This is a genomic window from Burkholderia sp. JP2-270, assembly GCF_003233675.1.
Lineage (GTDB): Bacteria > Pseudomonadota > Gammaproteobacteria > Burkholderiales > Burkholderiaceae > Burkholderia > Burkholderia pyrrocinia_C.
This window is the reverse complement of sequence record NZ_CP029825.1, coordinates 429283-456004: the sequence shown is the minus strand read 5'-3', so window position 1 is coordinate 456004 and position 26722 is coordinate 429283. Positions and strand designations below refer to the sequence as shown.

The 26722-nt window shown below is 64.4% G+C and carries 26 protein-coding genes and 2 pseudogenes; 10 read left to right on the top strand and 18 right to left on the bottom strand.

What is annotated here, in order from left to right:
• The first annotated feature begins 103 nt into the window (after window positions 1-103).
• Window positions 104-1255, top strand: a complete 1152-nt coding sequence (locus DM992_RS19710) for an acyltransferase (RefSeq protein WP_111020304.1) — start codon at window positions 104-106, stop codon at window positions 1253-1255.
• 46 nt (window positions 1256-1301) lie between these two features.
• Here the strand turns inward: DM992_RS19710 and DM992_RS19705 are convergent, their stop codons facing one another.
• Both DM992_RS19705 and DM992_RS19700 read right to left on the bottom strand, forming a co-directional pair.
• On the bottom strand, window positions 1302-2111 hold the full coding sequence (locus tag DM992_RS19705) for a multidrug ABC transporter ATPase (protein WP_111018278.1): 810 nt from the start codon (window positions 2109-2111) through the stop codon (window positions 1302-1304).
• Between the two features lie 211 nt (window positions 2112-2322).
• Entirely contained in the window at window positions 2323-3219 is an 897-nt protein-coding gene (locus tag DM992_RS19700) for a LysR family transcriptional regulator (protein ID WP_111018277.1), read from the bottom strand.
• 117 nt (window positions 3220-3336) lie between these two features.
• Between DM992_RS19700 and DM992_RS19695 the strand changes: the two genes are divergently transcribed.
• From DM992_RS19695 to DM992_RS19680, 4 genes are all read left to right on the top strand, one after another.
• Window positions 3337-4266 (top strand): NmrA family NAD(P)-binding protein, encoded by a 930-nt coding sequence (locus tag DM992_RS19695; protein ID WP_111018276.1) that lies wholly within the window; start codon window positions 3337-3339, stop codon window positions 4264-4266.
• The gene (locus DM992_RS19690) at window positions 4263-4766 is read left to right on the top strand and encodes an epoxide hydrolase N-terminal domain-containing protein (protein ID WP_111018275.1); all 504 of its coding nucleotides are present in this window, start codon (window positions 4263-4265) and stop codon (window positions 4764-4766) included. Before DM992_RS19695 ends, DM992_RS19690 begins: the two co-directional genes overlap by 4 nt.
• Window positions 4767-4826: 60 nt before the next feature.
• A protein-coding gene (locus DM992_RS19685; RefSeq protein WP_111016761.1) for an IS3 family transposase occupies window positions 4827-5914 on the top strand; the annotation gives its coding sequence in 2 pieces (ribosomal slippage) (window positions 4827-5088 and window positions 5088-5914; 1089 coding nt in all).
• Window positions 5915-6007: 93 nt separating this feature from the next.
• Window positions 6008-6622, top strand: a complete 615-nt coding sequence (locus DM992_RS19680; RefSeq protein ID WP_162631697.1) for a hypothetical protein — start codon at window positions 6008-6010, stop codon at window positions 6620-6622.
• A 476-nt stretch (window positions 6623-7098) separates the two neighbouring features.
• On the opposite strand, the gene DM992_RS19675 is transcribed toward DM992_RS19680, so the two are convergent.
• The 3 genes from DM992_RS19675 to DM992_RS19665 form a co-directional block, all read right to left on the bottom strand.
• Window positions 7099-7431, bottom strand: coding sequence for a putative quinol monooxygenase (locus DM992_RS19675; RefSeq protein WP_111018273.1), 333 nt, complete (start codon window positions 7429-7431; stop codon window positions 7099-7101).
• Between the two features lie 386 nt (window positions 7432-7817).
• Window positions 7818-8243, bottom strand: coding sequence for a cupin domain-containing protein (locus tag DM992_RS19670; RefSeq protein ID WP_111018272.1), 426 nt, complete (start codon window positions 8241-8243; stop codon window positions 7818-7820).
• 86 nt (window positions 8244-8329) lie between these two features.
• Window positions 8330-9157, bottom strand: a complete 828-nt coding sequence (locus tag DM992_RS19665) for an AraC family transcriptional regulator (RefSeq protein WP_111018271.1) — start codon at window positions 9155-9157, stop codon at window positions 8330-8332.
• A 475-nt stretch (window positions 9158-9632) separates the two neighbouring features.
• On the opposite strand from DM992_RS19665, the gene DM992_RS19660 reads away from it, so the two are divergent.
• Complete coding sequence (locus DM992_RS19660) at window positions 9633-9941, top strand: hypothetical protein (RefSeq protein WP_111020303.1); 309 nt, start codon at window positions 9633-9635, stop codon at window positions 9939-9941.
• A 28-nt stretch (window positions 9942-9969) separates the two neighbouring features.
• Here DM992_RS19660 and pstS read toward each other — a convergent pair whose 3' ends face one another.
• The 3 genes from pstS to DM992_RS42775 form a co-directional block, all read right to left on the bottom strand.
• Entirely contained in the window at window positions 9970-10995 is a 1026-nt protein-coding gene (gene pstS / locus DM992_RS19655) for a phosphate ABC transporter substrate-binding protein PstS (protein WP_111018270.1), read from the bottom strand.
• A 51-nt stretch (window positions 10996-11046) separates the two neighbouring features.
• On the bottom strand, window positions 11047-11313 hold the full coding sequence (locus tag DM992_RS19650) for a hypothetical protein (protein ID WP_162631696.1): 267 nt from the start codon (window positions 11311-11313) through the stop codon (window positions 11047-11049).
• A 95-nt stretch (window positions 11314-11408) separates the two neighbouring features.
• Window positions 11409-11624: a hypothetical protein gene (locus tag DM992_RS42775; RefSeq protein WP_111020302.1), complete on the bottom strand. Its 216-nt coding sequence runs from the start codon at window positions 11622-11624 to the stop codon at window positions 11409-11411.
• Window positions 11625-11827: 203 nt separating this feature from the next.
• On the opposite strand from DM992_RS42775, the gene DM992_RS19640 reads away from it, so the two are divergent.
• The gene (locus DM992_RS19640) at window positions 11828-12151 is read left to right on the top strand and encodes a hypothetical protein (RefSeq protein WP_111018268.1); all 324 of its coding nucleotides are present in this window, start codon (window positions 11828-11830) and stop codon (window positions 12149-12151) included.
• A 315-nt stretch (window positions 12152-12466) separates the two neighbouring features.
• Window positions 12467-13156 (top strand): annotated as a pseudogene (locus DM992_RS19630) (CHAD domain-containing protein).
• A 316-nt stretch (window positions 13157-13472) separates the two neighbouring features.
• Here DM992_RS19630 and DM992_RS19625 read toward each other — a convergent pair.
• The 7 genes from DM992_RS19625 to DM992_RS19595 are packed head-to-tail and all read right to left on the bottom strand — an operon-like array spanning window position 13473 to window position 20688.
• Complete coding sequence (locus DM992_RS19625) at window positions 13473-14537, bottom strand: 2-aminoethylphosphonate aminotransferase (protein ID WP_111018265.1); 1065 nt, start codon at window positions 14535-14537, stop codon at window positions 13473-13475.
• On the bottom strand, window positions 14537-15718 hold the full coding sequence (gene aepY / locus DM992_RS19620; RefSeq protein WP_111018264.1) for a phosphonopyruvate decarboxylase: 1182 nt from the start codon (window positions 15716-15718) through the stop codon (window positions 14537-14539). The genes DM992_RS19625 and aepY overlap by 1 nt, the downstream gene beginning before the upstream one ends.
• Window positions 15715-17403, bottom strand: coding sequence for a phosphoenolpyruvate mutase (gene aepX, locus DM992_RS19615; protein WP_034179793.1), 1689 nt, complete (start codon window positions 17401-17403; stop codon window positions 15715-15717). The genes aepY and aepX overlap by 4 nt, the downstream gene beginning before the upstream one ends.
• Window positions 17400-18167, bottom strand: coding sequence for a phosphocholine cytidylyltransferase family protein (locus DM992_RS19610; protein WP_111018263.1), 768 nt, complete (start codon window positions 18165-18167; stop codon window positions 17400-17402). The genes aepX and DM992_RS19610 overlap by 4 nt, the downstream gene beginning before the upstream one ends.
• 36 nt (window positions 18168-18203) lie before the next feature.
• On the bottom strand, window positions 18204-19205 hold the full coding sequence (locus DM992_RS19605; RefSeq protein ID WP_111018262.1) for an HpnL family protein: 1002 nt from the start codon (window positions 19203-19205) through the stop codon (window positions 18204-18206).
• Entirely contained in the window at window positions 19202-20011 is an 810-nt protein-coding gene (locus tag DM992_RS19600) for a 2OG-Fe(II) oxygenase (RefSeq protein ID WP_111018261.1), read from the bottom strand. Before DM992_RS19600 ends, DM992_RS19605 begins: the two co-directional genes overlap by 4 nt.
• Complete coding sequence (locus tag DM992_RS19595; protein WP_111018260.1) at window positions 20008-20688, bottom strand: CDP-alcohol phosphatidyltransferase family protein; 681 nt, start codon at window positions 20686-20688, stop codon at window positions 20008-20010. Before DM992_RS19595 ends, DM992_RS19600 begins: the two co-directional genes overlap by 4 nt.
• A 653-nt stretch (window positions 20689-21341) precedes the next feature.
• On the opposite strand from DM992_RS19595, the gene DM992_RS19590 reads away from it, so the two are divergent.
• The gene (locus DM992_RS19590) at window positions 21342-22856 is read left to right on the top strand and encodes an acetyl-CoA hydrolase/transferase family protein (protein ID WP_034179788.1); all 1515 of its coding nucleotides are present in this window, start codon (window positions 21342-21344) and stop codon (window positions 22854-22856) included.
• Between the two features lie 117 nt (window positions 22857-22973).
• Here the strand turns inward: DM992_RS19590 and DM992_RS19585 are convergent.
• Window positions 22974-23479 (bottom strand): annotated as a pseudogene (locus tag DM992_RS19585) (DUF2938 family protein).
• Window positions 23480-23619: 140 nt separating this feature from the next.
• Between DM992_RS19585 and DM992_RS19580 the strand changes: the two are divergent.
• Window positions 23620-24045: a helix-turn-helix domain-containing protein gene (locus tag DM992_RS19580; protein WP_111018259.1), complete on the top strand. Its 426-nt coding sequence runs from the start codon at window positions 23620-23622 to the stop codon at window positions 24043-24045.
• A gap of 55 nt (window positions 24046-24100) precedes the next feature.
• Here DM992_RS19580 and DM992_RS19575 read toward each other — a convergent pair whose 3' ends face one another.
• Together DM992_RS19575 and DM992_RS19570 are read right to left on the bottom strand one after the other, a co-directional pair.
• On the bottom strand, window positions 24101-24982 hold the full coding sequence (locus DM992_RS19575) for a helix-hairpin-helix domain-containing protein (protein ID WP_111018258.1): 882 nt from the start codon (window positions 24980-24982) through the stop codon (window positions 24101-24103).
• 174 nt (window positions 24983-25156) lie between these two features.
• Window positions 25157-26701: a sigma-70 family RNA polymerase sigma factor gene (locus DM992_RS19570; RefSeq protein ID WP_111018257.1), complete on the bottom strand. Its 1545-nt coding sequence runs from the start codon at window positions 26699-26701 to the stop codon at window positions 25157-25159.
• Between the last annotated feature and the right edge of the window lie 21 nt (window positions 26702-26722).

Below are 26722 nucleotides of genomic sequence, written 5' to 3'. Positions count from 1 at the left end.
CATTCCGATATTTTTCATACAAAATCCCGGCGGCATATCGGTGCGCCGAATCGGGGCGCCGGCCTATCTCCTGCTCCTATACCGTGCCAACGGGAACCAGCCGATGAACCATCGCGTCACGCAGTTGACCGGGTTGCGCGCCGTCGCGGTGTCGATGGTCGTCGTCGGCCATGCCGAGCATGTGCTGCCCGGCGGCTACACGGGTTGGTACGCGCCGTTGCGGCTGATCGCCGACGGCCGGCTCGGCGTGCTGATCTTCTTCGTCCTCAGCGGCTTCCTGATCACCAACGTGCTGCGCGCCGAGTTCGCGCGCACGGGCGGCATCGCGCTGACGTCGTTCTACGTGCGCCGCGCGCTGCGGATCTGGCCGGCCTGCTACGTCTATCTCGCGGCGGTCGCGATCGTGGCTTTCGCCGGCTGGTTCGACGTCGATCGCCGGCAGTGGCTGTATGCCGCGCTGCACCTGTGGAATTACTCGGCGTGGTTCGGACTGACCGGCGACAACGCGCTGCATCCGGATGGCGCGTGGTATCTCGGCCATTTCTGGTCGCTCGCGCTCGAGGAGCAGTTCTACTGGTTCTGGCCGCTGCTGTTCGTGTACGGCGTCCGCCGCGGCGGCACGCGCTGGCTGGCCGCGCTGATCCTGATCGTGCCGCTGGTGCGCACCGTCACGTATTTCGCTGCGCCGGCGCTGCGCGGGCAGCTCGGAATGATGCTCCACACCGGCGTCGATTCGATCCTGATCGGCTGCTATGCGTCGCTCAACCGCGAACGGCTCGAAGCGTGGATCCGCTCGTGGCGCGGCGAGACGCAGATCGTGACGGCGATTGTCTTCATCGTGCTGCTCGGCATGCCGCTCGCCGAACATCGGCTCGGCGGCTTCTGGAATGCGACGTACGGCGTGACGCTCGAAGCCGCGCTGATCGCGATCGTGATCGTCGTGCTGAATTTCCGCAGCGAGTTCTGGTGCGCGCGCTGGCTGCGTGCGAGGCCGGTCGTGTTCATCGGCACGATCTCGTTCAGCCTTTATCTGTGGCAGCAGCCGTTCGCGAACCCGGACCTGCCGGTCGCGCATGCGTTTCCGCTAGGCATCGTGTGGGCGCTGCTGGCTGCGACGGCCAGTTATCTCCTCGTCGAAAAACCGTTCCAGCGGCTGAAGGATCGGTATACGGCACGCGAGGCGCGGCGTGTGCGTGATGACGCGTTGCTCGGGCCGGTGGCGACGGACACGATCGGGCCGAAGGTCGCGGAGTAGGCCGACGGCGTGCAAACGGGCAGGGCAGTGCGACGCGGCCGCTGCGTCACTTCATCGCCGAAGGCGGATACCAGAAGGTTCGGAACATGTCGATGCCATACGACTTGCCGTCGTAATGCACGACCGTGCGCGCCGTTCGCTTGCCGGTGTCCGAATATTCGCCGTCCTTGCGCTGCGTCTTCGTGATGCGGGCCGTGATCGACAAGTCCGCGAAGCCGTGGCTCGACGTTTTCTCGACGGCGATCGTCATGCGTGCGTCCTCGCTGCGCGCATCGCCGACGCCGGCGCCGCAGGCCGTGCCTTCACTGCTGACCCAGCCGTACAGGTTGGTACCGAACACCGGGCGGATGCGAGTGCCTTCACGTACCCACAGTGTCAGTTCCTCGCTGGCAGCGGCATCGGGGCAGCTTGGTCCACGCGCGCTGCTCGTGAACACGACACCGAACGCACGCACGTCGGGCGACAGCTGGTACGGCGCGGTGTCGATGCGATAGCTGCTTGCGCCGATCTCTGTCGCTGCATCTTCCTGGACCACCGACCGCTCGGCTGCCACGACCTTGCCGCCCTCGACGAGTGCGACGACCTGCAACTTGTCGCTTTCGTCCGGGTTCTTGCTTTTCGGAAGCGAATCGAACGCGACAGCCGCGATCGTCGTGCCCGGCGCGTTTGGCATGACCTTGCACGACGACGCGACGACGAGCCGGTCCGCGTCGCGCGTGGCGATGCGTGCGCTTGCAATGCCGGCCCAGCGGGCGATGGCCGTGACGGTGTCGTCGCCGCAAGGCTGGCGGTCGGCGGCGTGCACGGTGGGAGCGGCGGCGAGCGCCAGCAAAGGAAAGAAGCGACGGATTTTCATGGTCTCGATGGGGAAAGGGGGCTTCGCAGATTTCCTGGGGCGTGGGGTAGAGCGTTGGTGTTCGGCGCCAGTTTCGGTCAGTCGACCAGCGAAAGAGTCGAACATTCGAAGGTCCGCTACACGCAGCTAAGCGACGTTCAGTCCATGATTTTGTTCGTCGGGTCAATTGCCGGTATCGATGCCTTGGCGCTCGTTTGGCGGACGACAGTTGCTAGTCGCGCGAGGACGTTAGCTTGACTGTATCCAGGTGACCAATAAGGGCATCAATGAAAGCGCGGACCTTTGCTGACATGCTGCGGTGAGTCGGATACAGCGCGTGAAGCTCAATGGGTTCCCGCCTCAATGACGGAAGTACCCGCACCAGGGTGCCGGCCGTCAAGGCGGGAGCCGCGAGGTAGCTTGGAAGAAAGCCAATCCCGCCGCCGCCTTCAAGAACGATCTTCTGCGCAGCCGCGTCAGGGATGATTGCCGAACCGCGTGGCTGTACGGTCAATTCCGTTTGGCCATCCTGAAAGACCCAGCTCGTGGGCGCCTCCCGAACGACGAGCCTATGTCCATGAAGTTCAGCTGCCGCCGTCGGAACGCCCGACCGCGATAGGTAAGATGGACTTGCGCATAGCCACAATTCGACCGGTGGCAGCCTGCGAGCGATGAGCGACGAGTCAGGAAGTGTACCGACGCGCACCGCTACGTCGATACCTTCGCGCGCAATGTCGACGTAATTTGAGTCCGTGGTTAGCTCGACGGCCAGCTCCGGATAGCGGTCGAGAAACTCAGGCAGCATGGGCGCAATGAGTCCCTGTGCGAACGATTGCGTCGTGTTGATACGTAGGAGCCCGCGTGGCTCCCCCGCGTAACCATCGATGATCGCCTGCGCTTCCTGCAGGTCGTGAACTGCCCGCGACGCGTAGGGCAGTAGCAGTTTTCCCGCGTCAGTTAGCCGGAAGTGTCGTGTGGACCGGTCGAAGAGCGCTGATCCAATCTCCGTCTCCAATCGTAAGAGCGCCCGACTTACGGTCGATTTGGGGGACTTCAGCGTCCGTGCCGTGCCCGAAAGGCTTCCGCTATCAGCTAATCGAAGAAATATGATGAGGTCAGCTTGGTCCATTTCGTGTCGTTTTCCGGAACAGCGAGTCGCGATTTAGTCATCTTATATTCAAAATCGGAACGCCCTAGACTTCTCCCCGACGACGTACACCGCGCGTCATGATGAACCGAGGGAGATATGGAGAACACACACGCGAGCTATTTGATCGCCGGCGCCGCCGGCGATCTGGGGCACCGAATCATCGATGCGTTACTTCGCACACGGCCCGCCAGGGAGATCCGTGCGGGTGTTCGCGGCGGTTCAGCAGGCAAACACGGCAATCGTGCAAGAGGGTGGATAGCGAACGGCGTAACCGTCGTCAATATGGACCTGGACGACCCGCTCAGCCTCAAGCACGCCTGTGCCGGCGTCGGTACCGTTATTTCAGCAGTTCAGGGCGGCCCTGACGCCATCATTGATGGCCAGTCCCGTTTGCTTGAGGCGGCGCTCGCGGCGGACGTCGGGCGCTTTGTCCCGTCGGACTTTTCTGAGAACCTGTTCTCAATTCCTGAAGGCATTAACCCTTACCTCGACATGCGGCGGACCTTCGATCGCAAGGTCGCCCCGAGTGGCATCGGCTATACCCACATCCTGAACGGTGGATTCATGGAGGCCGTGTTCTCCAACCCCGGCCTGATCGACGCCGAGGCGGGCACGATCACTTACTGGGGGGACGACGAAGTGCCCCTCGATTTCGCCTCCATGAAAGACGTTGCAGCCTGGACAGTGGCTGCCATTGACGATCCTACGACGGTCAATAGCGTGGTTTCCGTAGCGGGCGACCGTCGCACCATTGCCCAGATTGCAGCTGACTATGCGGCAGCAACGGGCAAGGAGCTTCATCAGGTGCGCAGAGGGTCGATCGCGGACGGATATGCCGAACTACGACGAATGGCGAAGGCCGGTGCTCATCCGATGGCAATGCTGCCGCTTCAGTATCTGCTACCGATGATGTCGGGCGAAGGGACTTTGCGCGACATCGCAAATGACCAATATCCGACAGTGCGGCCGATATCGCTCCTTGACTTCATGAAACGTCACTACATAACCAGAGGCAGCAAGCGATGAGTGATCTGATCAAGCCGTTTCAGCCCAGTGTGTCTGAGCAGGAGCTGTCGGACTTGCGTGGGCGACTGCAGCGGGTGCGCTGGCCAGACCGTGAAACCGTCAATGACACAAGCCAGGGTCCGCAACTTTTAAAGCTGCAGGCACTGGTCGCGCATTGGATAGACGGTTACGACTGGCGTCGCTGCGAGTCGATGTTGAACGACTTCGGGCAGTTCAAGACGACCATTGACGGCCTGGACATCCATTTTCTTCACATTCGGTCACCTGAGCCTGATGCGATTCCCTTGCTGATGGCGCATGGTTGGCCCGGATCTGTGCTTGAATTCCGCAAGGTGATAGCGCCGCTCAGCAATCCCGCCGCACATGGCGACGATCCGAGGCAGGCGTTTCACCTTGTCATTCCGTCGATGCCGGGATTTGGGTTTTCTGACAAACCAGGTGAACCTGGGTGGGACATGTCGCGCATTGGGCGTGCTTACGTTCAACTGATGCGACGGTAATCCCCCCGAAAAACCGGTGTGATCAGAAGTAGAATTTTCTCGTTGAGGGAGTTCTACAGCATGAAAAAATCGAGATTCACGGACAGCCAGATCATGGACGCGCTCAAGCGCGTGGAGTCGGGGCTGTCGGTGCCGGACCTGTGCCGGGAACTGGGCATCAGCACGGCAACGTTCTACAAATGGCGCTCGAAGTACGGCGGCATGGACGTCTCGCTGATCGCGCGGATGAAGGAGTTGGAGGCCGAGAATGCCCGGCTGCGCAAGATGTACGTTGAGGAGAAGATCAAGGCCGAGATCGTGGCGGAGGCGCTCGCAAAAAAAGACTGAGGCCATCTCGCCGGCGTGAGATGGCCATGCATGCCGTGTCCAGCCGGGGCATATCGATCCGGCTGGCATGTGAGGCATTTGGGATCAGCCAGGCCTGTTATCGATACGTCGGTCGGCGCAGCGCCGAGAACGACGAGATTGCGAACTGGCTGCTGCGCCTGACGGACAACCATCGGAACTGGGGCTTCGGGCTGTGCTTCCTGTACCTGCGCAACGTGAAGGGCTTCGGCTGGAATCACAAGCGCGTGTACCGGATCTATCGCGAACTGGAACTGAACCTGCGGATCAAGCCGCGCAAGCGACTGGTCAGGCAGGTACCAGAGCCGCTGGCGGTGCCGCGTGCCGTCAACCAGGTCTGGTCGATGGACTTCATGCACGACCAACTGGCCGACGGACGCAGCATCCGGCTGTTCAACGTGATCGACGACTTCAACCGCGAGGCACTCGGCATCGAGATCGACTTCTCATTGCCATCGGAACGCGTGATCCGTGCGCTGCGGCAGATCATCGGTTGGCGCGGCAGACCCAAAGCGATTCGGTGCGATAACGGGCCCGAGTACCTGAGCGGGGCGATCATCGAATGGGCCCGACAGTACGGCATCAGGCTCGACTACATTCAGCCGGGCAAGCCGCAGCAGAACGCGTATGTCGAACGATTCAACCGGACCGTGCGGTACGAATGGCTGTCGCAGTACCACTGGGAAGACTTGGACCATGTGCAGCGCTTCGCGACCGATTGGATGTGGACTTACAATCATGACCGCCCGAACATGGCCCTGGGCGGATTTACGCCAAAGCAGCGGCTGGCCATGGCCGCTTAGTTTCTACTTCTGAACCCCGTGGAAAACGGGGGGATTACCCGACGGCTTGGCTATGACCGTTGGGCTATGCAGGGTGGTGATTTTGGTGCAGGAGTGACCGACGAAGTCGCGTCACTGGCGCTCCCCGAGCTTATCGGTATCCATCTGAACTTCGCGATGTTCATGCCCACGCCAGACGAAATCCGCGACGCTACGCCGGATGAAGAGGGCATGCTCGCCAGTGCCCGGTATTTCTGGAGCACGCTATCTGGATACGCCCAGGTACAGCAGACCCGTCCGCAGACGATAGGCTACGCGCTCGCAGATTCTCCAGTTGCGCAGGCAGCGTGGATTTACGCAATGTTCCAGGACACGTGTGGTACGGCAGGCAACGCAGAAGCTTCCTTCACGCTCGACGAAATACTCGACGACATCATGTTGTATTGGATACCCAATGCGTCAGCTTCGTCGGCTCGGCTTTATTGGGAATTAAAGCGAACCAACTGGTCCTCTGCGGCTCGCATCGATCGTCCAATTGTCGTGCCATCTGGATTCACCATGCTTGGCGGCGAACAGGTGCGCAAATCGCGACGCTGGATTGAAAAACGCTACAGCGATGTGCGGCACTTCGCTGAGCACGAGCAGGGCGGCCACTTTGCCGCGTTGGAAAACCCGCATGCTTTGGTAGGCGATATTCGCTCGACCTTTGCGAGCCTTCGCGAAAGCTAACCCAATGGCATGCCTGCGTCGAAACGTTGTTCGGGTACTTCCATCATGCGGCAATTAGCTGCGAGTGTCGACGAGGCAAGCAGGCTGATTACTCGTCCATCAACTTCGCCTGCGGGAATGACCGTTATATCCTGCGGATTCAACCCGGCTGATGGACCGAACTGGGTCGGTTTGAGCCGGTCCCGGGCCGCCGGGACCGCAGTTGGCGGAGTCCGGCCATCAAGCGCCATTCACCTGCACTCTCTCACCGACGGTCGAATGTCGATTCCGCACGGGACAGCGGACCTTCGCGACCGAGAGATATCGAATAAATCGTAAGCCGATGCGGACTTTCGTCACCAAAGATGGCCACTTCGCGTTCAAGCGGCCTGTCTTCCTCTGGCGACGAACGTTCGGCAGAAGTCCACTCGGCGATCGGCGGCCCATCACTTCGTCATCTGGGCCGGCCCTGATCGCTGGCTGAGTTGGCAGATCGACTATGCAAGGCTATCGGGGACAAGTTGTAAAACCCGTGCGGGTGCCACCCTGAAGCTCGGGCTATGTGCATCGGCCGCAATCATGTGAGGCGTTACGTCGTGTGTCGCCAATGCTTCAGTTGATGCCCAGCGCTCGATCAAGACAAATCTGTTTTCGTCACCGACGACAGAATGGAGATCGTACTGGAGACAGCCTTGTTCCGCACGCACAAGCGGCGCTAACTTTTCATACGCCGCGATTTGCTCGTGGCCTTTCCCAGGAATGGTTTGAATTGAGATAACAAGCATCACCTCCCGTTCGCTATTTCGGCTGTGATGTTCTACTTTGCTCATGACGACTCCGTGCTGGTGTGATACCGACGAAAGACGATCAGCCGTAAACGCGAAAGGCCCCGTCTTTTGCCGGCGGGGCCATTGAAGATATGCAACGACGAAGATTACCGCGTGCGCATCAAGGACGATCCACCGTTGCCGATGGTCGCCGTTGTGATGACGGTCACGAAAGGAATCAGATTGCGTTGCATATTGCTACGCTAACTCACTCGCCGGAGGCGAGTCAAGTCCACTGCGACTTACACACATTTCTCCAATGTTCCTCGAATGGCGGTTGCACATTTGAAAGCCGCCATCGACTCCAAGCGGATTTGAGAGGCAGATGTGGGTCGGACAGCGACATCCACGGAAATCCGCGAAGAAACCTATTTTTCAAAGTCGAGGCATTAAATCCACTGATCGTTCTCGACGGTGCGTTCGGTTGTTGCGCCGTCTCCGGTGTTCACCACACCGCGTGGCTCGATCAGCAGCAGTTTCACTTCGGCATGCGCGCAGGGCTTGTGTTCGACGCCTTTCGGCACGACGGCCATCTGACCGGCACGCAACACGATCGAGCCGTCGCCCGATGACCCTCCGCGAAAATCGATTTGCAATTCGCCGTCCAGCACGACAAAGGCCTCGTCTGTATCACTGTGGTTGTGCCAGACGAATTCACCTTCGATCTTGACGACCTTGAACTGATAATCGTTCATTTCCGCGACCACGCGCGGCTGCCAGTGGCCGTCAATCAGGGCGATCTTGCCAGTCAGGTCGATCGCCTCGCATTGGCCGCGTGCGGTGGATGCGGTGCGGGAATGTGTTGATCTGGACATTGTTCTCTCCGTTCGTTCCGGTGTGGATGTGCCGTCGAGAATACGCAGTCGCCAGGGGGCCGTATTGAACGATCGTGGGTGAGCGTTCAATCGCAGGGCACGTTGTCCACGATCTGGAGCCAGCGTCCCGGCGTGAGGCCGAAGGTCTTCAGAAAATGACGAGTCATGTGGCTTTGATCCGCGAAGCCCGCGTCTGCCGCCGCGTTCGCGAGCGAGATGCCCGAGAGCAGCTTGCGCCGCACGGCATCGAGCCGCCGCATTGTGAGATAGCGATACGGACTCGTGCCGTAGAACGCTCGGAAATCGTGCGAGAGGCTCCAGCGGTCACGGCCTGTCGCAGTTTCCACTTCTTCGAGTGTGACCACGCGCGTGAAGTTCGCGCGCAGATAGTCGCGCGCACGCCGTGCTGCGAGATAATCGCCTTTCCCTCGCTCGCGTGGCATGCCCGCGACGGCGGCGAGCGCATGCGCAAGCTCGGCCAGCGCGTCGCTCTGTTCAAGCGGCTCGAACGTATCGCCGATGCGTTGCAGCAAGGTTTCCGTTGCCGCTGCGATACGAGGATTGGTTGTCACACCGCCTTCGAGGAACGGCAGCGCCCGGCCACCTAACACGTCCTGAAAAAGCGCGGGCTCCACATAAATCATGCGGTAGCGGAAACCCTCGCCCGTACCCGCTTGGCCGTCATGCGCTTCGTCGGGGTGTAGCACGATCGTGTTACCCGGCAGGCTGTCGCGCCTGCTGCGCCGATAGGAGAAACTCTGCACCCCCGCGAGCGTGCGGCCGATCGCGTACGTATCGTGGCGATGCATGGCATACGCTTTGCCGTGAAACCAGGCCTCGATGCGCTCGATGCCTTCTATCGGCTGGGCGCGCACCACCCAGTCTGGACGTACGGATGCGGCGTTTGGGAGCATGACGAGTCGCAAAAGAGAGTCGGATGGAATTCGCGCCGGGGCGAATCGTGCACATCGATTTTACAGAGGACCACATGAGCGCGCCTCGCGCAGCCTGCTTCAATGTCAAATTGGTCGCGTCGTCCTCCGCGTCGACAATGCGAATGACCCCTTTGTCAGGCTCAAACGACGTTCCTACCATTGCTGCTGCGGTTCGCAATGGGTCGCCACGCCCGATCGCAGCAGGCGGATAGCGATTTAAGATTCGGCCGCGGATTCAACCAGGCATATGGGGCAAGCTATTAAAGGCTGTTTCCGACTCGCCAAGACACGCAAATGCGCACGCCGGACGTCGACAGCTTGCACGATTGACTATCGCTGCCAAATTTCATGACAGCCTGGTCGGTAGGCTGATGCGTGCCATAATCCCACACATGCCTTCCGTGTGCGCCATGCGGAAATGGCTGTCATGCTATCGGACGGAAAGGTAAGGGCCATGGATCATCCGAGTACCACCGTGACGATGCCAATCGTCACTTCCGGGTCGACGCTATGGTTTTCGGCATACGCGTTCGGGTGGGGCTATTGCGCCTTTTCACTGAAGTCCGAAGTGATTTGCGAACAACTTGGCGCTGCCGATGGGACATCGAGACAGTTGCTGCTTGCGTTTGAATTGGGCAAGCGGCGGATCTTGCATGCGGTCGAGCGGAAAGAGTTGCCGAAGACAGGCGAACGGATCCCGCTCTCGGCAAAGGATCTGGCGCAGCCCGGCGTTCGCGAGGCGGAAACGACGACGACCGCCTGATGGTCGATATCGCGCCTGCCTTGTGCGCTCATTCCACGAGCGCTTTGCCGGAAGCGTCCTTGATTTTCGCCTTCCATTGCTTGCGTATTTCGGACACGACCGGATCCGGAAGCGAAATGTAGCCGAGGTCCGTTGCAGCCGGGCCGCCATTGCTGAACGCCCAGTCGAAGAATTTCAGCGTTTCCGAGCCTCGTTGAGGCTTGTCTTGCACCGTGTGCAGCAGCACGAACGTCGCGCCGACGACCGGCCATGCATCCTTGCCCGGCTCGTTCGTCAGGATCTGATAAAACGTCTTCGACCAGTTCGCACCCGCTGCCGCAGCCTTGAAGGTTTCCGCCTTCGGCTCGACCACCGCGCCCGTCGAATTCTTCAGTGCCGCGTACGTCATCTGGTTCTGCCTTGCGTACGCCCACTCGACATAGCCGATCGCGCCCGGCAGGCGCTGCACGAAGGCCGCGACACCGTCGTTGCCCTTGCCGCCCGTGCCCGTCGGCCAGTTGACCGTCGTGCCTTCGCCGACCTTCGACTTCCACTCGCCGTTGACCTTCGACAGGTAGTTCGTCCAGATGAAGCTCGTGCCCGAGCCGTCAGCCCGGCGTACCACCGCGATCTCCGTGTCCGGCAGCTTCACCTTCGGGTTCAGCGCGACGATCGCCGGGGCGTTCCACTTCTTGATCTTGCCGAGGTAGATGTCGCCGAGAACTTCGCCCGACAGCACCAGTTCGCCGGACTTCATGCCGGGAATGTTCACGACCGGCACGATGCCGCCAACCACCGTGGGGAACTGGAACAGGCCTTCCTTCGCAAGCTCATCGTCCTTCAGCGGGGCGTCCGACCCGGCAAAATCGACCGTCTTCGCGATGATCTGCTTGATACCGCCCGACGAACCGATTCCCTGGTAGTTGACCTTGCCGCCGCCCGCCTTCTGGTACGCCTCCGCCCACTTTGTGTAAATCGGTGCCGCAAAGGTGCTGCCTGCGCCGGTGATATCGGCAGCTTGAGCGGCAGTGACAACAAGAGCGAGGGCGCAGGGAATCATGATCCGGACGTTCATGTATCACCTCCTGTCGACGGTAGGCATGCTGGCTCACACGCTGGTTACGATCTAGAAGTCTGATTTGTCGAGCTGGATGTGCCGGCCGTCGCTCGGCAAGGCATGTCGATGGACCGCGATCGTGATCTTGTCGCGATTGCTTTCAAATGCGGCGAGCATCTGCTCGCGTGTCGCCATGTTTGCGCCGAGCTTTTCTCGAATGATGTCGGCCGGGAGCTTGATCGCAACATACCCCCAACCGGTGCCATAGGCAGAGAACGACAGGCTCAGATCGTCGCAGACGATCGGGTATGTCAGACAAGTGGTGGGGTCCGTCATGGTGCGCGATGAGTGGTCTCGCATCGGAGGGTGATAGGAGTATTGCATCTGGATGTGAAAACTCAAGAAGCGAGCAACTGCCGGAAACGCGAGGTTCAGTTCCCGTCACTTGCCACGATGGAGGCCAACGCTCGATCGCCGTCGCGTTGGGTAGCGTCTTCAGCGGAAAAGCTGTGCTCGCTGAATGCGATCAATTTGAAGCCGCATCCCATGGAGCGAGGAACCGTGATGCCCCAATGCCAACCCCCATCTTGTTCGAATACGTGGAGTGCGGGGAGCGTTTGACTCAGTGCTGGTGAAGAAGTCGTCATGGCGTGCTCTCCCGTCATGGGGCGACTGCCGGGCAACTACATCGAAGGTGCGAACCCAGTCTACGGGCATTCGTGTTGCGCCGCAATATTCGGGTTGCCGTAAAAATTCCGATGCGTCGAGCATCACAATTTTGAAATACCAATATGCGTCGTGAGAGCTTGCTGGCATATTGATATGGCGATTGTGATTCTTCGGAGGCTGCATGGACAGCGGTTCGCTTGTATGGGCAGGAGTGCCGCACAACAGCGATGGAGTGGTCTTTCAGGTGCGCGTAGGGCGCGGACTTCAGCGTTTTCATGTTGCGCGGACGGTTCTTGAAAAGGCGCTCGATCTTGAGCGATTGGCGTCCGATGCGCGACAGCTTGAATGCTTTTATGAGCAACTGAGCCCGATCCTGAGCGTCGCCCGGAAAGCGCGCTCGAAGGCCAAGGCGGATACTGTTTCGCTGAACATTGCCGATTTCGTACGAACGAGCAAGGCGCGCGCCGGGCAGGATTCTTCGGCGGTGACGCGGCGAGCACCATAGAGGGGGGGATAGGCGTCAAGCCTTGGAGTCCGCTCTCGTCGCACGCTATCCTATGACTGCGTTCACTCGGAATTTGCGAAGGTGCTGCGATGGATCTCCCGTCTTCAAGCGCAACAACGCAGGCGTCCGACAAAGGGCCTGGTTGCCGGGCGGCCGGTGCCAGCCAAAGCCTCGGAATTTCGGGGGCCACCGTCGCAGAGGCGTTCGTGCTGTCAGCGTCATCTACCGCTCGCGAAGCATCGCGACGGGCTGCTCAACTCGATCCGCAAGAAGATCCGGAGGTGTTTCATAAGTTGCAGGGTTGCCCTGCGACGCATGCGGTCGCTTTGGTGGGCATATGGTCCGTTGCTCGACAAAGGTGATGCTGCGAACTGGCGTGCCCAATTTAAAACGCTCGCCAACATTGCAGGCAAAACGCGAGACTGAGACATTTTGCAGGGGCTGCTCACCCAATACGAAGCGGCGAAGCATCCTCGCGTATCGCTGCTGATGTTCGTAGCCGGTTGTCGTAGCGACGCGGCGGTGTTCAGTTGCAAGGCGATACGAGAGGCGGATGTTAAGCACGTTCTTGACCGTGCTGTCGAAAGCGCTCTGCATCAACTGACCACCTCTGCCGAGACGCCTGCATTTGAAAAATTCATCAGGAGCCGCGTGCTTGTGGCGGAACGCGCCCTGGAAAAGCGGCTCAGGCGTGCAACATCGCACGGCGAGGCGGGCAGTGCGGCGCTTCACGAAGTCCGAATTGCGGGAAAGAGATTGCGGTATCTGCTCGAGTTTTTCTCACCAGTTCTTGACATTGGCCGCCGCGAGACGATCAAACGATTAAAGGCCACCCAAGACGAGCTGGGCGAGCTGAACGACGTCGTGGCGAGCGAGGCGCTGCTTCAAGAATATGGGCCTCAATTTGGCCAGCGCGAAATGGTGGATGCGGCTGTCAGCTATCTTCATGATCAAAAAAAACGACGTGTGCACCGCGCGTACGAAACGCTGCGCCGTTCTCGATAGCTCGAAAATCACTCAACCAGACGAATCTGCCGCGATCAAGATGAAGCCGTTGCGATATCAGGCGTGATGGATAGCGCAAGATATTCGCAGGACGCCTGTCTGGCTGACGCGATCAAGCGAGCGGCGGTTGCTGCTTGGAAGCGGTCTTCGCGGTAGAAGGACCCCGAACGGCTGTTGAGGGTGGCGGATTCAACCGGTCCCGGAATGCCGGGACCGCAGCTGGCCGAGTCCGCCGTCGACAAGCGACACCCGCAGAAATCCGCGAAAAACAAAAAAGGCCCTCACGGGCCTTAGGTCGACGAGAAAAGTCAGTCGCTTACCGCGTCAACTCGGTAAACCCCTCCAGCAACCGATCGACATCAGCCGCTTCGATCGCGCCCATCGTCGAGATGCGGAACAGTTCCTTCGACAGCCCGCCTTGCCCCGCATAAATCACGAAGCCGCGTGCCTTCAGGCCGTCGTGCAGCGCTTCGTACGTGACACCCTGCGGCAGCCGGTATGCGCGCAGCACGACCGACGACGCGCCTTCCGGCAGCACCAACGGCATCCCGCGCGCGGCGAGCCCGGCCTGCACCTGGTCGGCGAGGGCCTTGTAATGCGCGTGGCGCGCGCGCCAGCCGCCGGCTTCATCGAATTCGCGCAGCGCCTCGACGAGCGCGTAGTACGCGTGCACGGACGGCGTGAACGGCGTGTTGCGCTGGTCCTGCAGCTTCGCGAGACGGCCGAGGTCGAGGTAGTACGTGCGGCTCGCGGCCTTCGCGAGCGCGCTGCGGCGCACGATCACGAACGCCGCGCCCGGCACGCCGTGCAGGCACTTGTTCGCGGTCGCGGCAACCGCGTCGATGTCGCCGCCGGCGAAGTCGATCGCTTCCGCGCCGAAGCTGCTGACGCCGTCGACGAGCAGCTTCACGCCGCGTGCGCGGCAGACTTCGGCGATCGCGCCGAGGTCGTTCAGGCGGCCCGTCGTCGTTTCGTGATGGATCACCGCGACGTGCGAGAAGCCGCCCGCGTCGAGGCGCGCGGCGATCTGCGCGGGATCGGGCGCCTGCATCCATTCATGCTTCAGCACGTCGTGCGCGATCCCGTACTGCGTCGCGATCTGCGTGATCCGCTCGCCGTACACGCCGTTCTCGATCACGAGCAGCTTGCCGTCCTGCGGCACGAGCGCCGCGATCATGCTCTCGACGGCGGCCGTGCCCGAGCCCGTCATCAGCACGGCCGCCCATTCGGCCGGATCGAGTTCGTATGCGGCGACGAGGCGCGCGCGCGCTTCGTCCTGCAGATCGAAGAATTCGCTTTCGCGGTGGCACAGGTCGGGTTGCAGCAGGCTGCGGCGCACGCGTTCGGTGAGCGTTACCGGGCCGGGGTTCAGCAGCAGCATCAAAGGGCTCCTTCAGCGTGGGCTTCGGCCTGCGCGGCGCCGATGTGCCGCATCAGACGGGTCTTGACCTCGACCGGCGTGACGGTCGGGCGGGGCAGGCCATCGGGCACGCCGGTGCGGATCGCGAGACGAACGAACTGCACCCCGTCGCCCGGCGCAGCCAGCGTCGCATCGAGCACGTCGAGCGTGTCGCCTTCGACCGCCGACGCGTAGCCGCATGCGGCCGCGACGCCCGCGAACGACACATGCTGCGACACGGTTGCCTGGCCGCCCGTCGATTCGTGCGCGCCGTTGTCGAGCAGCACGTGCGTGAGGTTGGCCGGGCCGTAGGTGCCGAGCGTCGCGAACACGCCCATGCGCATCAGCGCGGCGCCGTCGCCGTCGACCGCGACCACGCGCAGGTCGGGGCGCGCGAGCGCGAGGCCGAGCGCGAGCGGCGTCACGCAGCCCATCGAGCCGACCATGTACAGCTGGTTCGGGCGATCGTCGATGGCGTAGAGTTCGCGGCCGCAGAAGCCGGTCGATGCGAGCACGACGGTCGAATCGACCGGCGTGTGCGCGATCACGCGCTGCAGCGCGTCGTGACGGGTCGGCCATGCATCGGCCGACGCGGCATGCGACGACGCTTGCGCGGCGACATGCGCGCGCGGCTGCGCCGCCGGGTTCGCCTTCAGTTCATACGGCGCGACGCTGCCTTTCTGCATCACGAGCGCGTACGGGCGGCCCGTCGCGTCCATGTGCGCGATCGCGCGGTCGAGCGCCGGGCCGACTTGTTCGGGGTCGGTCGGGAACGTCTCCCACGGGATCTCCATCGTGTCGAGCATTGCGGGCGTGATCGGGCCCATCAGCGCGTGCTGCGGCTCGTCGGCGACGCCCGGCTGGCCGCGCCACGTGACGATCAGCAGTTGCGGCAGGCGGAACGTCCAGGTCAGCGACGTCAGCGGGCTCACCGCGTTGCCGAGCCCCGAGTTCTGCATCATCGCGATCCCGCGCTTGCCGCCGAGCGTCGCGCCCGCGATCAGCGCGACAGCGTCGCCTTCGTTCGCGGCCGACACGTAGTGCAGCGTCGGGTCCTGCAGCACGTAGTTGATGAACGGCGTCAGGTACGAGCAGGGCACGCCTGCGTACCAGTCGAAGCCGCGTTCGCGCGCGGCCTCGACGAACTGGGCCGCTTCGATCATTGCGCGCCCCCGTTGCCGGCGCCCGGTTCTGACAGCGGCGTCTGGCCGTGCGCGAAGTCGCCCGCGCGGCGGAAGTCTTCGAGATCGTTGACGCCGCGCCAGTGGCCGTGCACGTACTGCACCTCGATCTTCTCGCCGGCGGCGATCAGTTCGTTGAGGAGCATCGGGATGTCGAGCGTGTCGAAATCGTCGCGCGCCTGCAGCGTCGCGAGCATTGCCTTCAGGCGATCGACGCCGGCGCCGCGCACGTTCAGCAGGCCGATCCAGCGGCCGTGCGGCGTGCCTGCGGCGACGTCGCTCGATACACGTTGCAGATACGTCTTCTGGCCGAACAGGCCGCGATCGTCCGCAGCCGAGCAGAGCGCGAAGTCGCGCACGCTCTGGTTGGTCGGCTCCGTCAGCGACGAATCGACGACGACGCTGAATTCGGCCTCGCTTTCAGCGAGGTCGCGCAGGATGTAGCTGCGGAACAGCAGGTCGCCGTACGAGATCACGGTGTCGCCCGTCAGGCGTTCCGCCGCGCATGCGAGCGACGCGAGTTCTCCCGTCTGCGCATGGCGCTCGTTGACGACGAGCTTGATGCCCGACGTGTCGATCGCGTCGGCGCGATAGCCGCCGACCACGGTGATGTCGTTCACGCCTTGCTTCTTGAAGCCGTCGACGAGCCAGCGCAGCAGCGGCTTGCCGGCGACCGGCAGCATGACCTTGGGTTTGTCTTCGGTGACGGCTTCGAGCCCCTTGCCGCGGCTCGCGGCGAGCACGACCGCCGCGTTCGACGCGCGCGACGACGACGACAGGTAGATGCGCTCGGCCGCCGAGTACTCGTCGGCGTCCTGCAGGCGGAAGATCTCGTTGACCGACGCGACGCGGTCTTCGACGTTGATCAGCGTTTCGTTCTCGTGGATCTCGCGTGCGACGGCCTGCATCGCGGAAGCCGATGCGCGGATCAGGTGGTTCGCCCAGATCACGGTGCTGATGCCGGCCTGGCGGAACACGTCGGTCGGCGTGCTGTAGTACTTGGTCGGCACGATCACGAGCGGCGCCTTGCCGCTCCATTCGCGTGCGAACTGCAGGATCTCGTCCGGGCGCGACAGCTTGCTGTGGATCAGGATCGCGTCGGCGCCGGCTTCCGCATACGCGTTCGCGCGGCGCAGCGCCTCGTCCATCCCCCAGCCCGCGATCAGTGCCTCGACGCGCGCGACGATCGAGAAGTCCGGATCGGTCTGCGAATCCTTGCCGGCCTTGATCTTGCCGCAGAACTCGTCGATCTCGGCGAGCGGCTGGCGCTCGCCGTCGATGAAGCTGTTCGTTTTCGGGAACTGCTTGTCTTCGATGCAGACGCCGGCGATGCCGCGCTGTTCGAGCTTCCTCACGAGGCGGCGCACGTTGTTGAAGTTGCCGTAGCCGGTGTCGCCGTCGAGCAGGATCGGCAGGTCGCTCGCGTCGGCCATGAATTCGAGCACGTCGACGACCTGCGTCCAGCTGGCCTCGTTGTTGTCGCGCACGCCGAACTGCGCGGAGATCGCGAGGCCCGATGCCCAGATCCCCTTGAAGCCGGCCTCGCGGACGATCCGCGCGGACAGGCCGTTGTGCGCTTCCATCAGGAATTCGAGGTCGCTGCTGACGAGCATGCGGCGCAGGCGTGCGCTGCGCGATTCGGTGAAATTGGGTTCGCGTGCGTTCATCGTGCGGCTCCTGCGGTGGTGCGTTGAATCAGAGGGAGGATTTCTTGGGTGGCGCGTGCGACGTCGTTCGGGAAGTCGATCTCGATCCACGGCGAGCCGGTGACGTCGGCGACGTCGAACGAATGGCCGCCTTCGAGCAGCAGGTCGCGCACGGCTTCTTCGTGCGGCATGTTCGCGCGGCCGCTGTCGACGTAGCCCGCGACGATTGTCGCGAGGCGGCGCGCGGTGCCTTCGGTGAAGCGGAAGAAGCCGACCGATTCGCCGATCGTGTCGTAGTCGAGGTCGACCGCGAGCTGCTTGCGCAGTTCGACCGGTACGCCGTTCTTCACGCACAGCTTGACGGGTTCGTCGCCGGCCTCGAAGTCGCGGTCGATCAGCAGGCGATCGACCGGCTTGTCGGGATCGGCCACCAGCGCGTGCAGGATGTTCTCGTCATACAGCACGTCGGCGTCCATCAGCAGCACGTCGCCGCCGCGCGTCATCGCATCGGCGACGGTATGCACGGTCAGCACGCTGCCGAGGTCGTAGCGCTCGTTCAGCACGATTTCTGCCTGGCGGCCGAGGCGCTTCAATTCCTGCTCGACCTTCCCGGCCTGGAAGCCGAGCCCGAGCACGATCTCGTCGACGCCCGCGGCATCGAGCACACGCAGATGGCGCTCGAGCAGCGAAACGTCGTCGAAGCGCAGCAGGCACTTCGGGAACTGCGCCTCGGGCGGTTGTTGCAGGCGCAAGCCGAGGCCTGCCGCAAGAATGATGGCTCGCATGGGTTCTCCAACCAAAAAGCCGGCGGATCTGAACGATCAGTCGGCGAGCGGCTGCGGCGCACGGCGCCGCTGCCAGTTTCTTTCACTGAAATGCAGATAGAGCAGGCCGGGCAGGCCGAGCGCGAGTTCGCGCGCGCGCTTTGCGAGCGACAGCGCGAGTGCCGCGTCGGGCGGCAGTCCGACCAGCGGCGCGAGCAGCAGGTAACCGCCTTCCTGCGCGCCGAGCGAGCCCGGGATCGCGAAGGCCGCGCCGCGGATCGCCTGGCCGACGCTTTCGAGCAGCAACGCGTCGAGCCAGCTCACCGGGTGCCCGAGGAAGTGCAGCGCGAGCCACACTTCCGCGGTGCCGACGATCCAGCCGACGAGGCTCAATGCGAAGGTCTTCGCGACCCTCGCACGATCGCGGTACAGCGCGCCGACCGCGTCGTCGATCGCGTCGGCGCGGGTCGCGAGCGACGACCAGTCGCGCGGGCCCAGCAGCTTCGACGCGAGGCGCAGGCCGCGGCCGAACAGCCCGCGCCGCTGCGCCACGTAGAACAGCGCGGCGAGCGCGCCGAGCACGCCGGTGGCGATCAGCGCGGGCGTGCGCAGGTGCGCGACCGATTCGTGCGTTGCATACAGGCTGAACGCGGCGATGCCGATCAGCGCGAACGCCATCTGCGCGAGCGCCTGCATCGTCGTGCCGACGGTGACGGCGGCCGCCGCGTCGGCCATCCGCGTGCCGCGCTGCGCGAGGTGGCGCACCATCAGCACGGGGCCGCCGATCTGCCCGGCGGGCAGCAGGCTGTTGACCGATTCGCCGACCCAGCGCGCGCGCAGCGCGTTGCCGAGCTCGGCGCCCGGCTGGCCGCGGCGGAACATCACGGAGATCGCGATCGCGTCGATCACGAGCGGCACGACGTGGAACGCCGCGACGAGCGCGAGGCCCCAGCCGGCCGCGAGGAACGTGGACGCGACCGCGCCGACGCCCTGCCATGCAAGGAGTGCGATGAAGAGTGCGGTCCCGAGGGACAGCAGGATCAGGCCGGCGCGTGTCATGACCCGGCCGTGCGCCGCGTGGCCAGTTGCTTGAACACCTGGCGGAAGCCGAAATACGCGATCGCGTCCTTCATGTTCGAGATGAAGCGCTTCCACGGCCGCATGCCGGGGTTCGTCACGTATTCGAAAGTCAGCGACACGCGCATCTCGTTCTGGCCGAGCGGCGTGATGCGGTGGCGCAGCTTGTCGCCGTCGAACAGCACGATGCCGCCGTCGGCGATCTGCACGGAGCCCGGTTCGTCGGCCACGTCCGGGTTGCGCGTGTGCAGTTCGTAGTCGAGCCGGCACGACGATTCGTCGATCACGCCGATCAGCAGCGTGTAGCGGCGGCCGTCGTAGTACGACGTATCGTAGTGCCAGCCGATGTGGTCGCCGGGCTTCGTGTAGTAATACAGCGCGTACGCGTGCGGATCGTCGTCCGGCGACAGCATCAGCTTGTCGCCCGTGAGCTTCTCGAGGAAGCCGATCAGCGCCTTCGAACGATATAGCTCGGCGATGTAGGGCGCCTGCTCGTCGATCGTGTGGCGGCTCACGCTGCCGCCCTGCTTGTGGCCGGGCAGGTAATTGCGGTTCAGGCCGGCCTGCATCGCGCGGGCGGCTGCTGCGAGCTTCGCGTGCGCGTCGGCCGGCAGGAAGGCGTCGAGGTACAGGAACGACCCCTGGCGCGTGTAGTCGCCGCGCAGGCGGTCGAGGTCGAGACGGCCGACGCAGTCGGCCACGGTGCGATCGGGATCGGACGCGGCCGCGCGCGCAGGCGCGGGGCGTGCCGGGCTCAGCACGGAGTCGTCGCGCGTGCTCGGAGTCATTTGGAAGCCTGGATTTCGGTTGAATTCTGCGGGAGGTTGCCGCGCCGGACGATGCGCCACCAGTCGATCACGACCCATGCCGCGAACAGCGGGGCGCCGATCGACGCCGCGAGCACGAACGGTTCGACGCCGTCGACGAGCGTCACGATCGGCAGCAGGTACAGCACGTCTTCGGTTTCGAAGCCGCCGGCGAATGCCTGTTTGGTGCCGGCCTTGCCGGCGATCGATTCGATCCGCATGCGCAGGAAGAAGATCAGCGCGACGGCCGCGCCGGCCACCGCGCCGAGCAGCACCGGCGACGCGGCCATCTGGCCGCCCTGGGCGACGATGCCGAGGCCCATGCTGACGAACAGCGCGATCGTCACGAGCGCATCGGCCGCGAGGTCGTAAAAATGACCGATCTTGCTGGACTTGCCGCTGATGCGCGCGAGTTCGCCGTCGGTGTGGTCGACGAAGTTCGACAGCACGATCAGGAACGCGCCTGCGTTGCTCCAGCCGAAACCGCCGTGCGCGAGGCACCAGGCGCCGGCGAGGCCAATCAGCAGACGAAGGGTAGTGAGGTGATTCGGGGTGACCGGCGTATCGACAAGCGGTCGGACAAGCGAGCGCGCGAGCCGCGCATCCCAGGTGCGTGGCAGGGGGGGCTCGGAACGTGTGGCGGTTTTTCTTTGGTCCATCGGCGAAATATATACGGAATTGTAATTTGTTGCTTTTTATTCGATCAATGTCCTGACATACGGGAGTGTTACCGCGTCTTGCGGGGCGCGGCCGGTCGAAAACCGGGCGTGCGAAAGGGCGCGCAAGCGCGGCGGCCGGACCCGTATTCCAGTGTGGTTCGCATCGCGCGGCTGTCAAGGGCGGACGGGCCTCGAAGGCCGGTGCGGCGGTGCTTTTCGCGCATGCCGTCGGACGGCGCGCGGCGCGTGCGATCTTGACCTGCGTCAGGCCGGGAAAAGATGCATCGGGCGACAATTGGCCGCGCCGCATCCGTATCGACAATTGCCGATCGACGGGCGGCAAATTGCAATGGAAATCCGCCGATTGATTTGCGAAGGTTGGCGATCGGCGACCGGTCATTCGTCCCGATGCTTTCGTGCACCTTTCGCGTGCATCCGGTTCATTGGGATCGCCTGTCACAGAACGGTCGTTCGATACCCGGCAAATCCGGCAAGGATCTTTTGCATCCGGCGGACATTTCGCGGCGGTCGCCTCTGCGATACTCCGACCGTGCCTGTGGTGCCGGCCGCTCCTTGCGGCCCCAAGGGCTTCATGTCGCTCAGGAGACACCCCCCGCGACGTCAACGACAGACCAAAGCGTCAGAAACCAGCCATGTCTTCATCACGCATCCTCGCTCCCGCCCTGCGTTCGCTCGTCCGCACCGCCGACGAAGCCGCCGCGCTGATCCGTCCCGGCATGACCGTCGCCATGAGCGGCTTCACCGGGTCGGGCTATCCGAAGGCCGTGCCGGCCGCACTTGCCGCCCATATCGACGCGGCCCACGCGCGCGGCGAGGACTTCCGGATCAACGTGCTGACGGGCGCATCGACCGCGCCGGAACTCGACGGCGCGCTCGCCCGCACCAACGGCATCTCGATGCGGCTGCCGTACCAGTCCGACCCGACGCTGCGCGACAAGATCAACAGCGGCGAAGTGGACTACCAGGACGTCCACCTGAGCCACGTCGCGCAATACGCATGGTTCGGGCTGTACGGCGATCTCGACGTCGCGATCGTCGAAGTCGCGGGCATCCGCGAGGACGGGCTGCTGATTCCGTCCGCATCGATCGGCAACAACAAGACGTGGCTCGAACGCGCGAAGCATGTGATCCTCGAGGTCAACTCGCGCCAGCCGCTCGGCCTCGACGGGATGCACGACGTCTACTACGGCACCGCGCTGCCGCCGCATCGCAAGCCGATTCCGCTGACGAAGAGCGACGACCGGATCGGCGAGCCGTACCTGCGTTGTCCGGCCGACAAGATCGTCGCGATCGTCGAGACCGACGCACCCGATCGCAGCAACGCGTTCTCCGCGCCGGACGAGACGTCGAAGCAGATCGCGCTGCAACTGATCGACTTCCTGCGCCACGAAGTGAAGCGCGGCCGCCTGCCGGAGAACCTGCTGCCGCTGCAGTCGGGCGTCGGCAACATCACGAACGCGGTGCTCGCGGAACTCAGCTCGGCCGGCTTCTCGAACCTGACCGCGTACACCGAGGTGATCCAGGACGCCATGCTCGACCTGCTCGACGACGGCACGCTGAGCTTCGCATCGGCTACCGCGCTGTCGCTGAGTCCGGCCGCCGTGCAGCGCTTCGCCGACGAGATCGCGACGTTCCGCGAGAAGATCGTGCTGCGCCCGCAGGAGATCAGCAACCATCCGGAACTCGTGCGCCGCCTCGGCTGCATCGCGATGAACGGGATGATCGAGGCCGACATCTACGGCAACGTGAACTCGACGCACGTGATGGGCACGAAGATCCAGAACGGCATCGGCGGCTCGGGCGACTTCGCGCGCAACGGCTACCTGTCGTGCTTCATGTCGGCGAGTACCGCGAAGGGCGGTGCGATCTCGCGGATCGTGCCGATGGCGAGCCACGTCGACCATACCGAGCACGACGTCGCGGTGGTCGTCACCGAGCAGGGCCTCGCGGACCTGCGCGGCCTGTCGCCGAAGCAGCGCGCGCGCAAGATCATCGCGACCTGTGCTCACCCCGACTACCGGCCGATGCTCGAGGACTACTTCGAGCGTGCGTCGCGCGAAAGCTTCGGCAAGCACACGCCGCACCTGCTCGCCGAAGCGCTGTCGTGGCACGAGCGCTACGTGCGGACCGGAACGATGAAGGCCTGACGCGGCACGAAGCGGGCGCGCCGGATGGATGCATGGCACAGGCACGGCGCGTCGCAGGTTTCGGCGACGGCCGCCTGAGCCGGACCCACCCGGCATGGCTCCCGCGAAGCCGCGTGCTCAACGGGCCAGCGCCGCGAGGGTGAACGCCGCCAGATAGAGCCCCACGCCGTACGACAGATGCGTGACGAGGCTGCGCCGGCGCGCGACGCGCGGATGCGGCGTGCGCGACGCCGCGACGCCGCGATGCCGAAGCCGAACGCGGGCTGCATCACGAAGAACGGTGCGGCCACACTGGCGAGGCCGGCCGCGAGCGCGGGGAGCAGTGTCGGCGCGCCGATCCACTCCGTGCCCGCGATCACGACCGGCAGCGCCGCGAACGCGATGCCGATCGCGTAATGCGCGATCCAGCCGAGCGTGCGTTCGCCCGGCACGGGCGGCGCGGCGACGATCGATACATGCCGGAACCGGCCGTGCATCAGGTGGCCGACCCAGCGGCCGACCAGCGCATAGTCGAGCGACGGAATGCCGAACGCACGCCGCCGGAACAGCGTCCACAGATCCATCACGAGCGTGGCGCCCGCGCCGATCGGCAGCACGTCGAGCAGGAGGTCGGGCGGGCTCATCGCGCACCTCCGCGGCGAACGGCGACGGCTGCGCGACGCAGCGGAATACGAATCGGTTTCATCGATTTCATGTCGGTCCACGCTTGTCTTTACGGAGTCGGGCGACTATCTTGCAACTTCAAGTTCACTTGAGGTCAAGCATGAGCCGTCTGGACATTGCGGACGTCGCTCGGCGCACGGGATTGCCCGCGTCGACGCTGCGCTACTACGAGGAAAAGGGGCTGATCGTCCCGACCGGCCGGCACGGGCTGCGGCGGCAATACGACGAGTCGGTGCTGGAGCGCCTGGCGCTGATCGCGCTCGGCCGCGAGGCCGGTTTTTCGCTCGACGACATCCTCGCGATGGTCGGCGCGGACGGCCGGCCCGCGATCGATCGCGCGAAGCTCGACGGCAAGGCCGACGAACTCGATCGCACGATCCGCCGTCTCGGCGCCGTGCGCGATGCGCTGCGGCATGCGGCCGTGTGTCCGGCGCAGAACCATCTCGAATGCCCTTCGTTCCAGAAGCTGCTGCGCATTGCCGCGCATCGTCATCCGGCGCGCCGCACGAAGGTGGACGGCGCGTAAGCGGTCGGCCGGTTCGATGCGGCATTCGACGTCAGCGAAGCTGCCGACGCATGACTCATCCCGCGTAATACACGCGGCACTCCATCTCGCGACCGCGCACGATGCGCTTGCCGACGAGCGACCCGAACGTTTCGGTGAAAACGGTGCGCTGATGTTCGCGCTGCACGGCATCGTAGAAGTAGAGCGAAACCCAGTCCATCGTGTGGCCGGATTCCGGCGTGCGCGCGGCGGCGTGCTGGCACAGCGCCGTGAAATGCCAGCCGCCTTTCGTCATGTGCATCACGGGCGGCGGCACATAGTCGTCCGCGTTCAGGCGTCGGTGCACGAGCATCGGCAGCACACCGGCGGCGGCTTTGTTGCGGTACTGGCGATCGATATAGAGCAGCAGCTCGACGGGCGGCTCCGTGCCGGGGCCGGCGTCATGGACGTGCCCCTGCCAGCGCCGGCGGCGGCTCAGCACGTCGTCGAGCGCGGTGCGGATACCGACCGCGCGCCGCGGGCCGACGCCCGCGATGGTTTCGAGCTGGCCGTTGCGGGCCGCGCGTTCGAGCTCCTCGAGCGTGTCGATGTGCAGCGCGTCGTGAATGCGCAGTGCGAGCGCGTGGCCGATGCCCGGCACGGCCTCGAATGCGGATATCCGCTCGGTATCGCCGCGCAGCCGGTCGAGCTGGCGCCAGCGTCCCGTCACCAGCAGTTCGGCGATCGCCTGCGCGACGCCCGTGCCGATGTCGGGCAGCGCGCCCAGCGCGTCGACGCCACCGGCTTCGAACAAGGTGCGGATGTCGCGGTCGAGCGCATCGATCGTATCGGCCGACGCGCGGTACGCAGCGACCCGGTACGGGTTCGCGCCCTGATCGGCGAGCCACTGCGCGGCCTCGCGCAGGCATGCCGCGATATGCCGGTTTTCCTCGTACGTTTGGCTGGCGGTCGACTGCATGGCGAGGGACCCGGGGAAGCACAAACGGAATGGACGCGACGAGCGATGCGCCGGTCGGCTCTTGACCATTGTCGCGACACGCGACGAACAAAACTTGACGCGCGTCAACGGCAAACGTAGCACAGGCGCGAAGCGCACGGTCGTGCCGCATGTGGGCACGACCGTGCGTCGCGCTTACGCGTCGAGAAACGACTGCGCGTTCTCGGCCTCGGCGGCCGTGCGCAGCGCGGCGAGCGCACGTTTCTCGATCTGCCGCACGCGCTCGCGCGACATGCCCGCGTCCTGCGCGATCGCGTCGTACGTATCGGGCTCGGCGCCGCCGAGGCCGAACCGCCGGCGCAGCACATCGGCCTCGGCCGGCGTGACCGACCGCAGCAGCGACGTCACGCATTCACGCATGCGCGTGTCGGCCAGTTGCTCGAACGGGCTGGCCGACGCCTGGTCCTCGATCAGGTCCACGAGGCCGGTGTCCGCGTCGGGCAGCGGCGTGTCGAGCGAGACGGGCTCGGCGGGCAGCGCGAGCACCGCGCGAACCTTGTCCTCGTCGAGCCCGGTTTCGGCCGCGAGTTCGGCGGGCGTCGCCTGGCGGCCCGTGTGCTGGCGAAAGCGCAGCGCATGCCGCCGTACACGCTGGTACTGGTCGCCGACGTGCACCGGCACGCGGATCGTGCGCGAGCGATCCGCGACCGCGCGCGCGACCGCCTGACGGATCCACCAGGTCGCATAGGTCGAGAACTTGAAACCGCGCCGGTATTCGAATTTCTCGATCGCGCGCATCAGGCCGAGGCAGCCGTCCTGCACGAGATCGGACAGGTCGATGCCGCGGTTCATGTACTTGCGCGCGATCGACAGCACGAGCCGCAGGTTCGCCTCGAGCATCGCGCGGGTCGCATCGTGCACTTTCTGCTGGCCGTCGGTCAGCGCTGCCGCGAGGGCACGCCGGGCGACCGCGTCGAAGCGGGCGGCTTCGCCCGCTGCGGCGTCGTGCGGTGCTGCCGCGAGCGCGCGCACGACGCGGCTTGCGTCGTCGACGGCCGGCGCGACCCACGCGATCGTGCCGAGCAGCGCGGCCACGCGGTTGCGCGTGTCGCGGTATTCGGCCGAACGGCAGCCATGCGCAAGCAAGGCGCCGCGCAGTGCCGACACGGCTGCCTGCAGCGCGTCGTAGCTGGCGGGCATGGGCATGGGCGTGTCGCCGTCGTCGTCATCGGGCGATCCGGTTGCGCCGGCGGCACCCGCCGTTGCACGGTGACGCGCAAGCAGCGCGTCGACCGCCGCCGGGCAGCCGGCGAGCGCGTGCAGCACCTGGTGGCGGCCCGTCTCGATTTCGCGGGCGAGCACGATTTCGCCTTCGCGCGTGAGCAGCGGTACCGCCTGCATGCGCCGCATGTAGAGCGCGAGCGGATCGGTCGATGCGCTCGTGCCGCGCGCGAGGTCGCCGAGCACGGCCCGGCCTTCGTCGAGCGTGTCGCGATCGACATCGACAGGTGCCGTGCCGGCGAACGGCGCAGGCGCGGCCGGCTCGTCGAGCACGGCGATGCCGATGTCGGCGAGCGCGGCGCGCACGACGTCCAGCGCGTCGGGGCTGTCGCTTTCGGGCGGCAGCGCGTCGACGAGGGCGGCGTGCGTCAGATAACCCTGTTCGCCGGCGAGCGCCAGCAACTGGATGATCGGATCGAGCGGCGTGTCCGCCCGTGGAGTGGGGCGTGGCGTAGTCATGTCGATGGCGGCGTGAGCCGC

What these genes read in the sequence shown, in the direction of transcription:
- DM992_RS19710 (WP_111020304.1), top strand. Translation starts at nt 104, where the DNA reads ATGAACCATCGCGTCACGCAGTTGACCGGGTTGCGCGCCGTCGCGGTG.
- DM992_RS19705 (WP_111018278.1), bottom strand. Translation starts at nt 2,111, where the DNA reads ATGAAAATCCGTCGCTTCTTTCCTTTGCTGGCGCTCGCCGCCGCTCCC.
- DM992_RS19700 (WP_111018277.1), bottom strand. Translation starts at nt 3,219, where the DNA reads ATGGACCAAGCTGACCTCATCATATTTCTTCGATTAGCTGATAGCGGA.
- DM992_RS19695 (WP_111018276.1), top strand. Translation starts at nt 3,337, where the DNA reads ATGGAGAACACACACGCGAGCTATTTGATCGCCGGCGCCGCCGGCGAT.
- DM992_RS19690 (WP_111018275.1), top strand. Translation starts at nt 4,263, where the DNA reads ATGAGTGATCTGATCAAGCCGTTTCAGCCCAGTGTGTCTGAGCAGGAG.
- DM992_RS19675 (WP_111018273.1), bottom strand. Translation starts at nt 7,431, where the DNA reads ATGAGCAAAGTAGAACATCACAGCCGAAATAGCGAACGGGAGGTGATG.
- DM992_RS19670 (WP_111018272.1), bottom strand. Translation starts at nt 8,243, where the DNA reads ATGTCCAGATCAACACATTCCCGCACCGCATCCACCGCACGCGGCCAA.
- DM992_RS19665 (WP_111018271.1), bottom strand. Translation starts at nt 9,157, where the DNA reads ATGCTCCCAAACGCCGCATCCGTACGTCCAGACTGGGTGGTGCGCGCC.
- DM992_RS19660 (WP_111020303.1), top strand. Translation starts at nt 9,633, where the DNA reads ATGGATCATCCGAGTACCACCGTGACGATGCCAATCGTCACTTCCGGG.
- pstS (WP_111018270.1), bottom strand. Translation starts at nt 10,995, where the DNA reads ATGAACGTCCGGATCATGATTCCCTGCGCCCTCGCTCTTGTTGTCACT.
- DM992_RS19650 (WP_162631696.1), bottom strand. Translation starts at nt 11,313, where the DNA reads ATGACGGACCCCACCACTTGTCTGACATACCCGATCGTCTGCGACGAT.
- DM992_RS42775 (WP_111020302.1), bottom strand. Translation starts at nt 11,624, where the DNA reads ATGACGACTTCTTCACCAGCACTGAGTCAAACGCTCCCCGCACTCCAC.
- DM992_RS19640 (WP_111018268.1), top strand. Translation starts at nt 11,828, where the DNA reads ATGGACAGCGGTTCGCTTGTATGGGCAGGAGTGCCGCACAACAGCGAT.
- DM992_RS19625 (WP_111018265.1), bottom strand. Translation starts at nt 14,537, where the DNA reads ATGCTGCTGCTGAACCCCGGCCCGGTAACGCTCACCGAACGCGTGCGC.
- aepY (WP_111018264.1), bottom strand. Translation starts at nt 15,718, where the DNA reads ATGATCGAAGCGGCCCAGTTCGTCGAGGCCGCGCGCGAACGCGGCTTC.
- aepX (WP_034179793.1), bottom strand. Translation starts at nt 17,403, where the DNA reads ATGAACGCACGCGAACCCAATTTCACCGAATCGCGCAGCGCACGCCTG.
- DM992_RS19610 (WP_111018263.1), bottom strand. Translation starts at nt 18,167, where the DNA reads ATGCGAGCCATCATTCTTGCGGCAGGCCTCGGCTTGCGCCTGCAACAA.
- DM992_RS19605 (WP_111018262.1), bottom strand. Translation starts at nt 19,205, where the DNA reads ATGACACGCGCCGGCCTGATCCTGCTGTCCCTCGGGACCGCACTCTTC.
- DM992_RS19600 (WP_111018261.1), bottom strand. Translation starts at nt 20,011, where the DNA reads ATGACTCCGAGCACGCGCGACGACTCCGTGCTGAGCCCGGCACGCCCC.
- DM992_RS19595 (WP_111018260.1), bottom strand. Translation starts at nt 20,688, where the DNA reads ATGGACCAAAGAAAAACCGCCACACGTTCCGAGCCCCCCCTGCCACGC.
- DM992_RS19590 (WP_034179788.1), top strand. Translation starts at nt 21,342, where the DNA reads ATGTCTTCATCACGCATCCTCGCTCCCGCCCTGCGTTCGCTCGTCCGC.
- DM992_RS19580 (WP_111018259.1), top strand. Translation starts at nt 23,620, where the DNA reads ATGAGCCGTCTGGACATTGCGGACGTCGCTCGGCGCACGGGATTGCCC.
- DM992_RS19575 (WP_111018258.1), bottom strand. Translation starts at nt 24,982, where the DNA reads ATGCAGTCGACCGCCAGCCAAACGTACGAGGAAAACCGGCATATCGCG.
- DM992_RS19570 (WP_111018257.1), bottom strand. Translation starts at nt 26,701, where the DNA reads ATGACTACGCCACGCCCCACTCCACGGGCGGACACGCCGCTCGATCCG.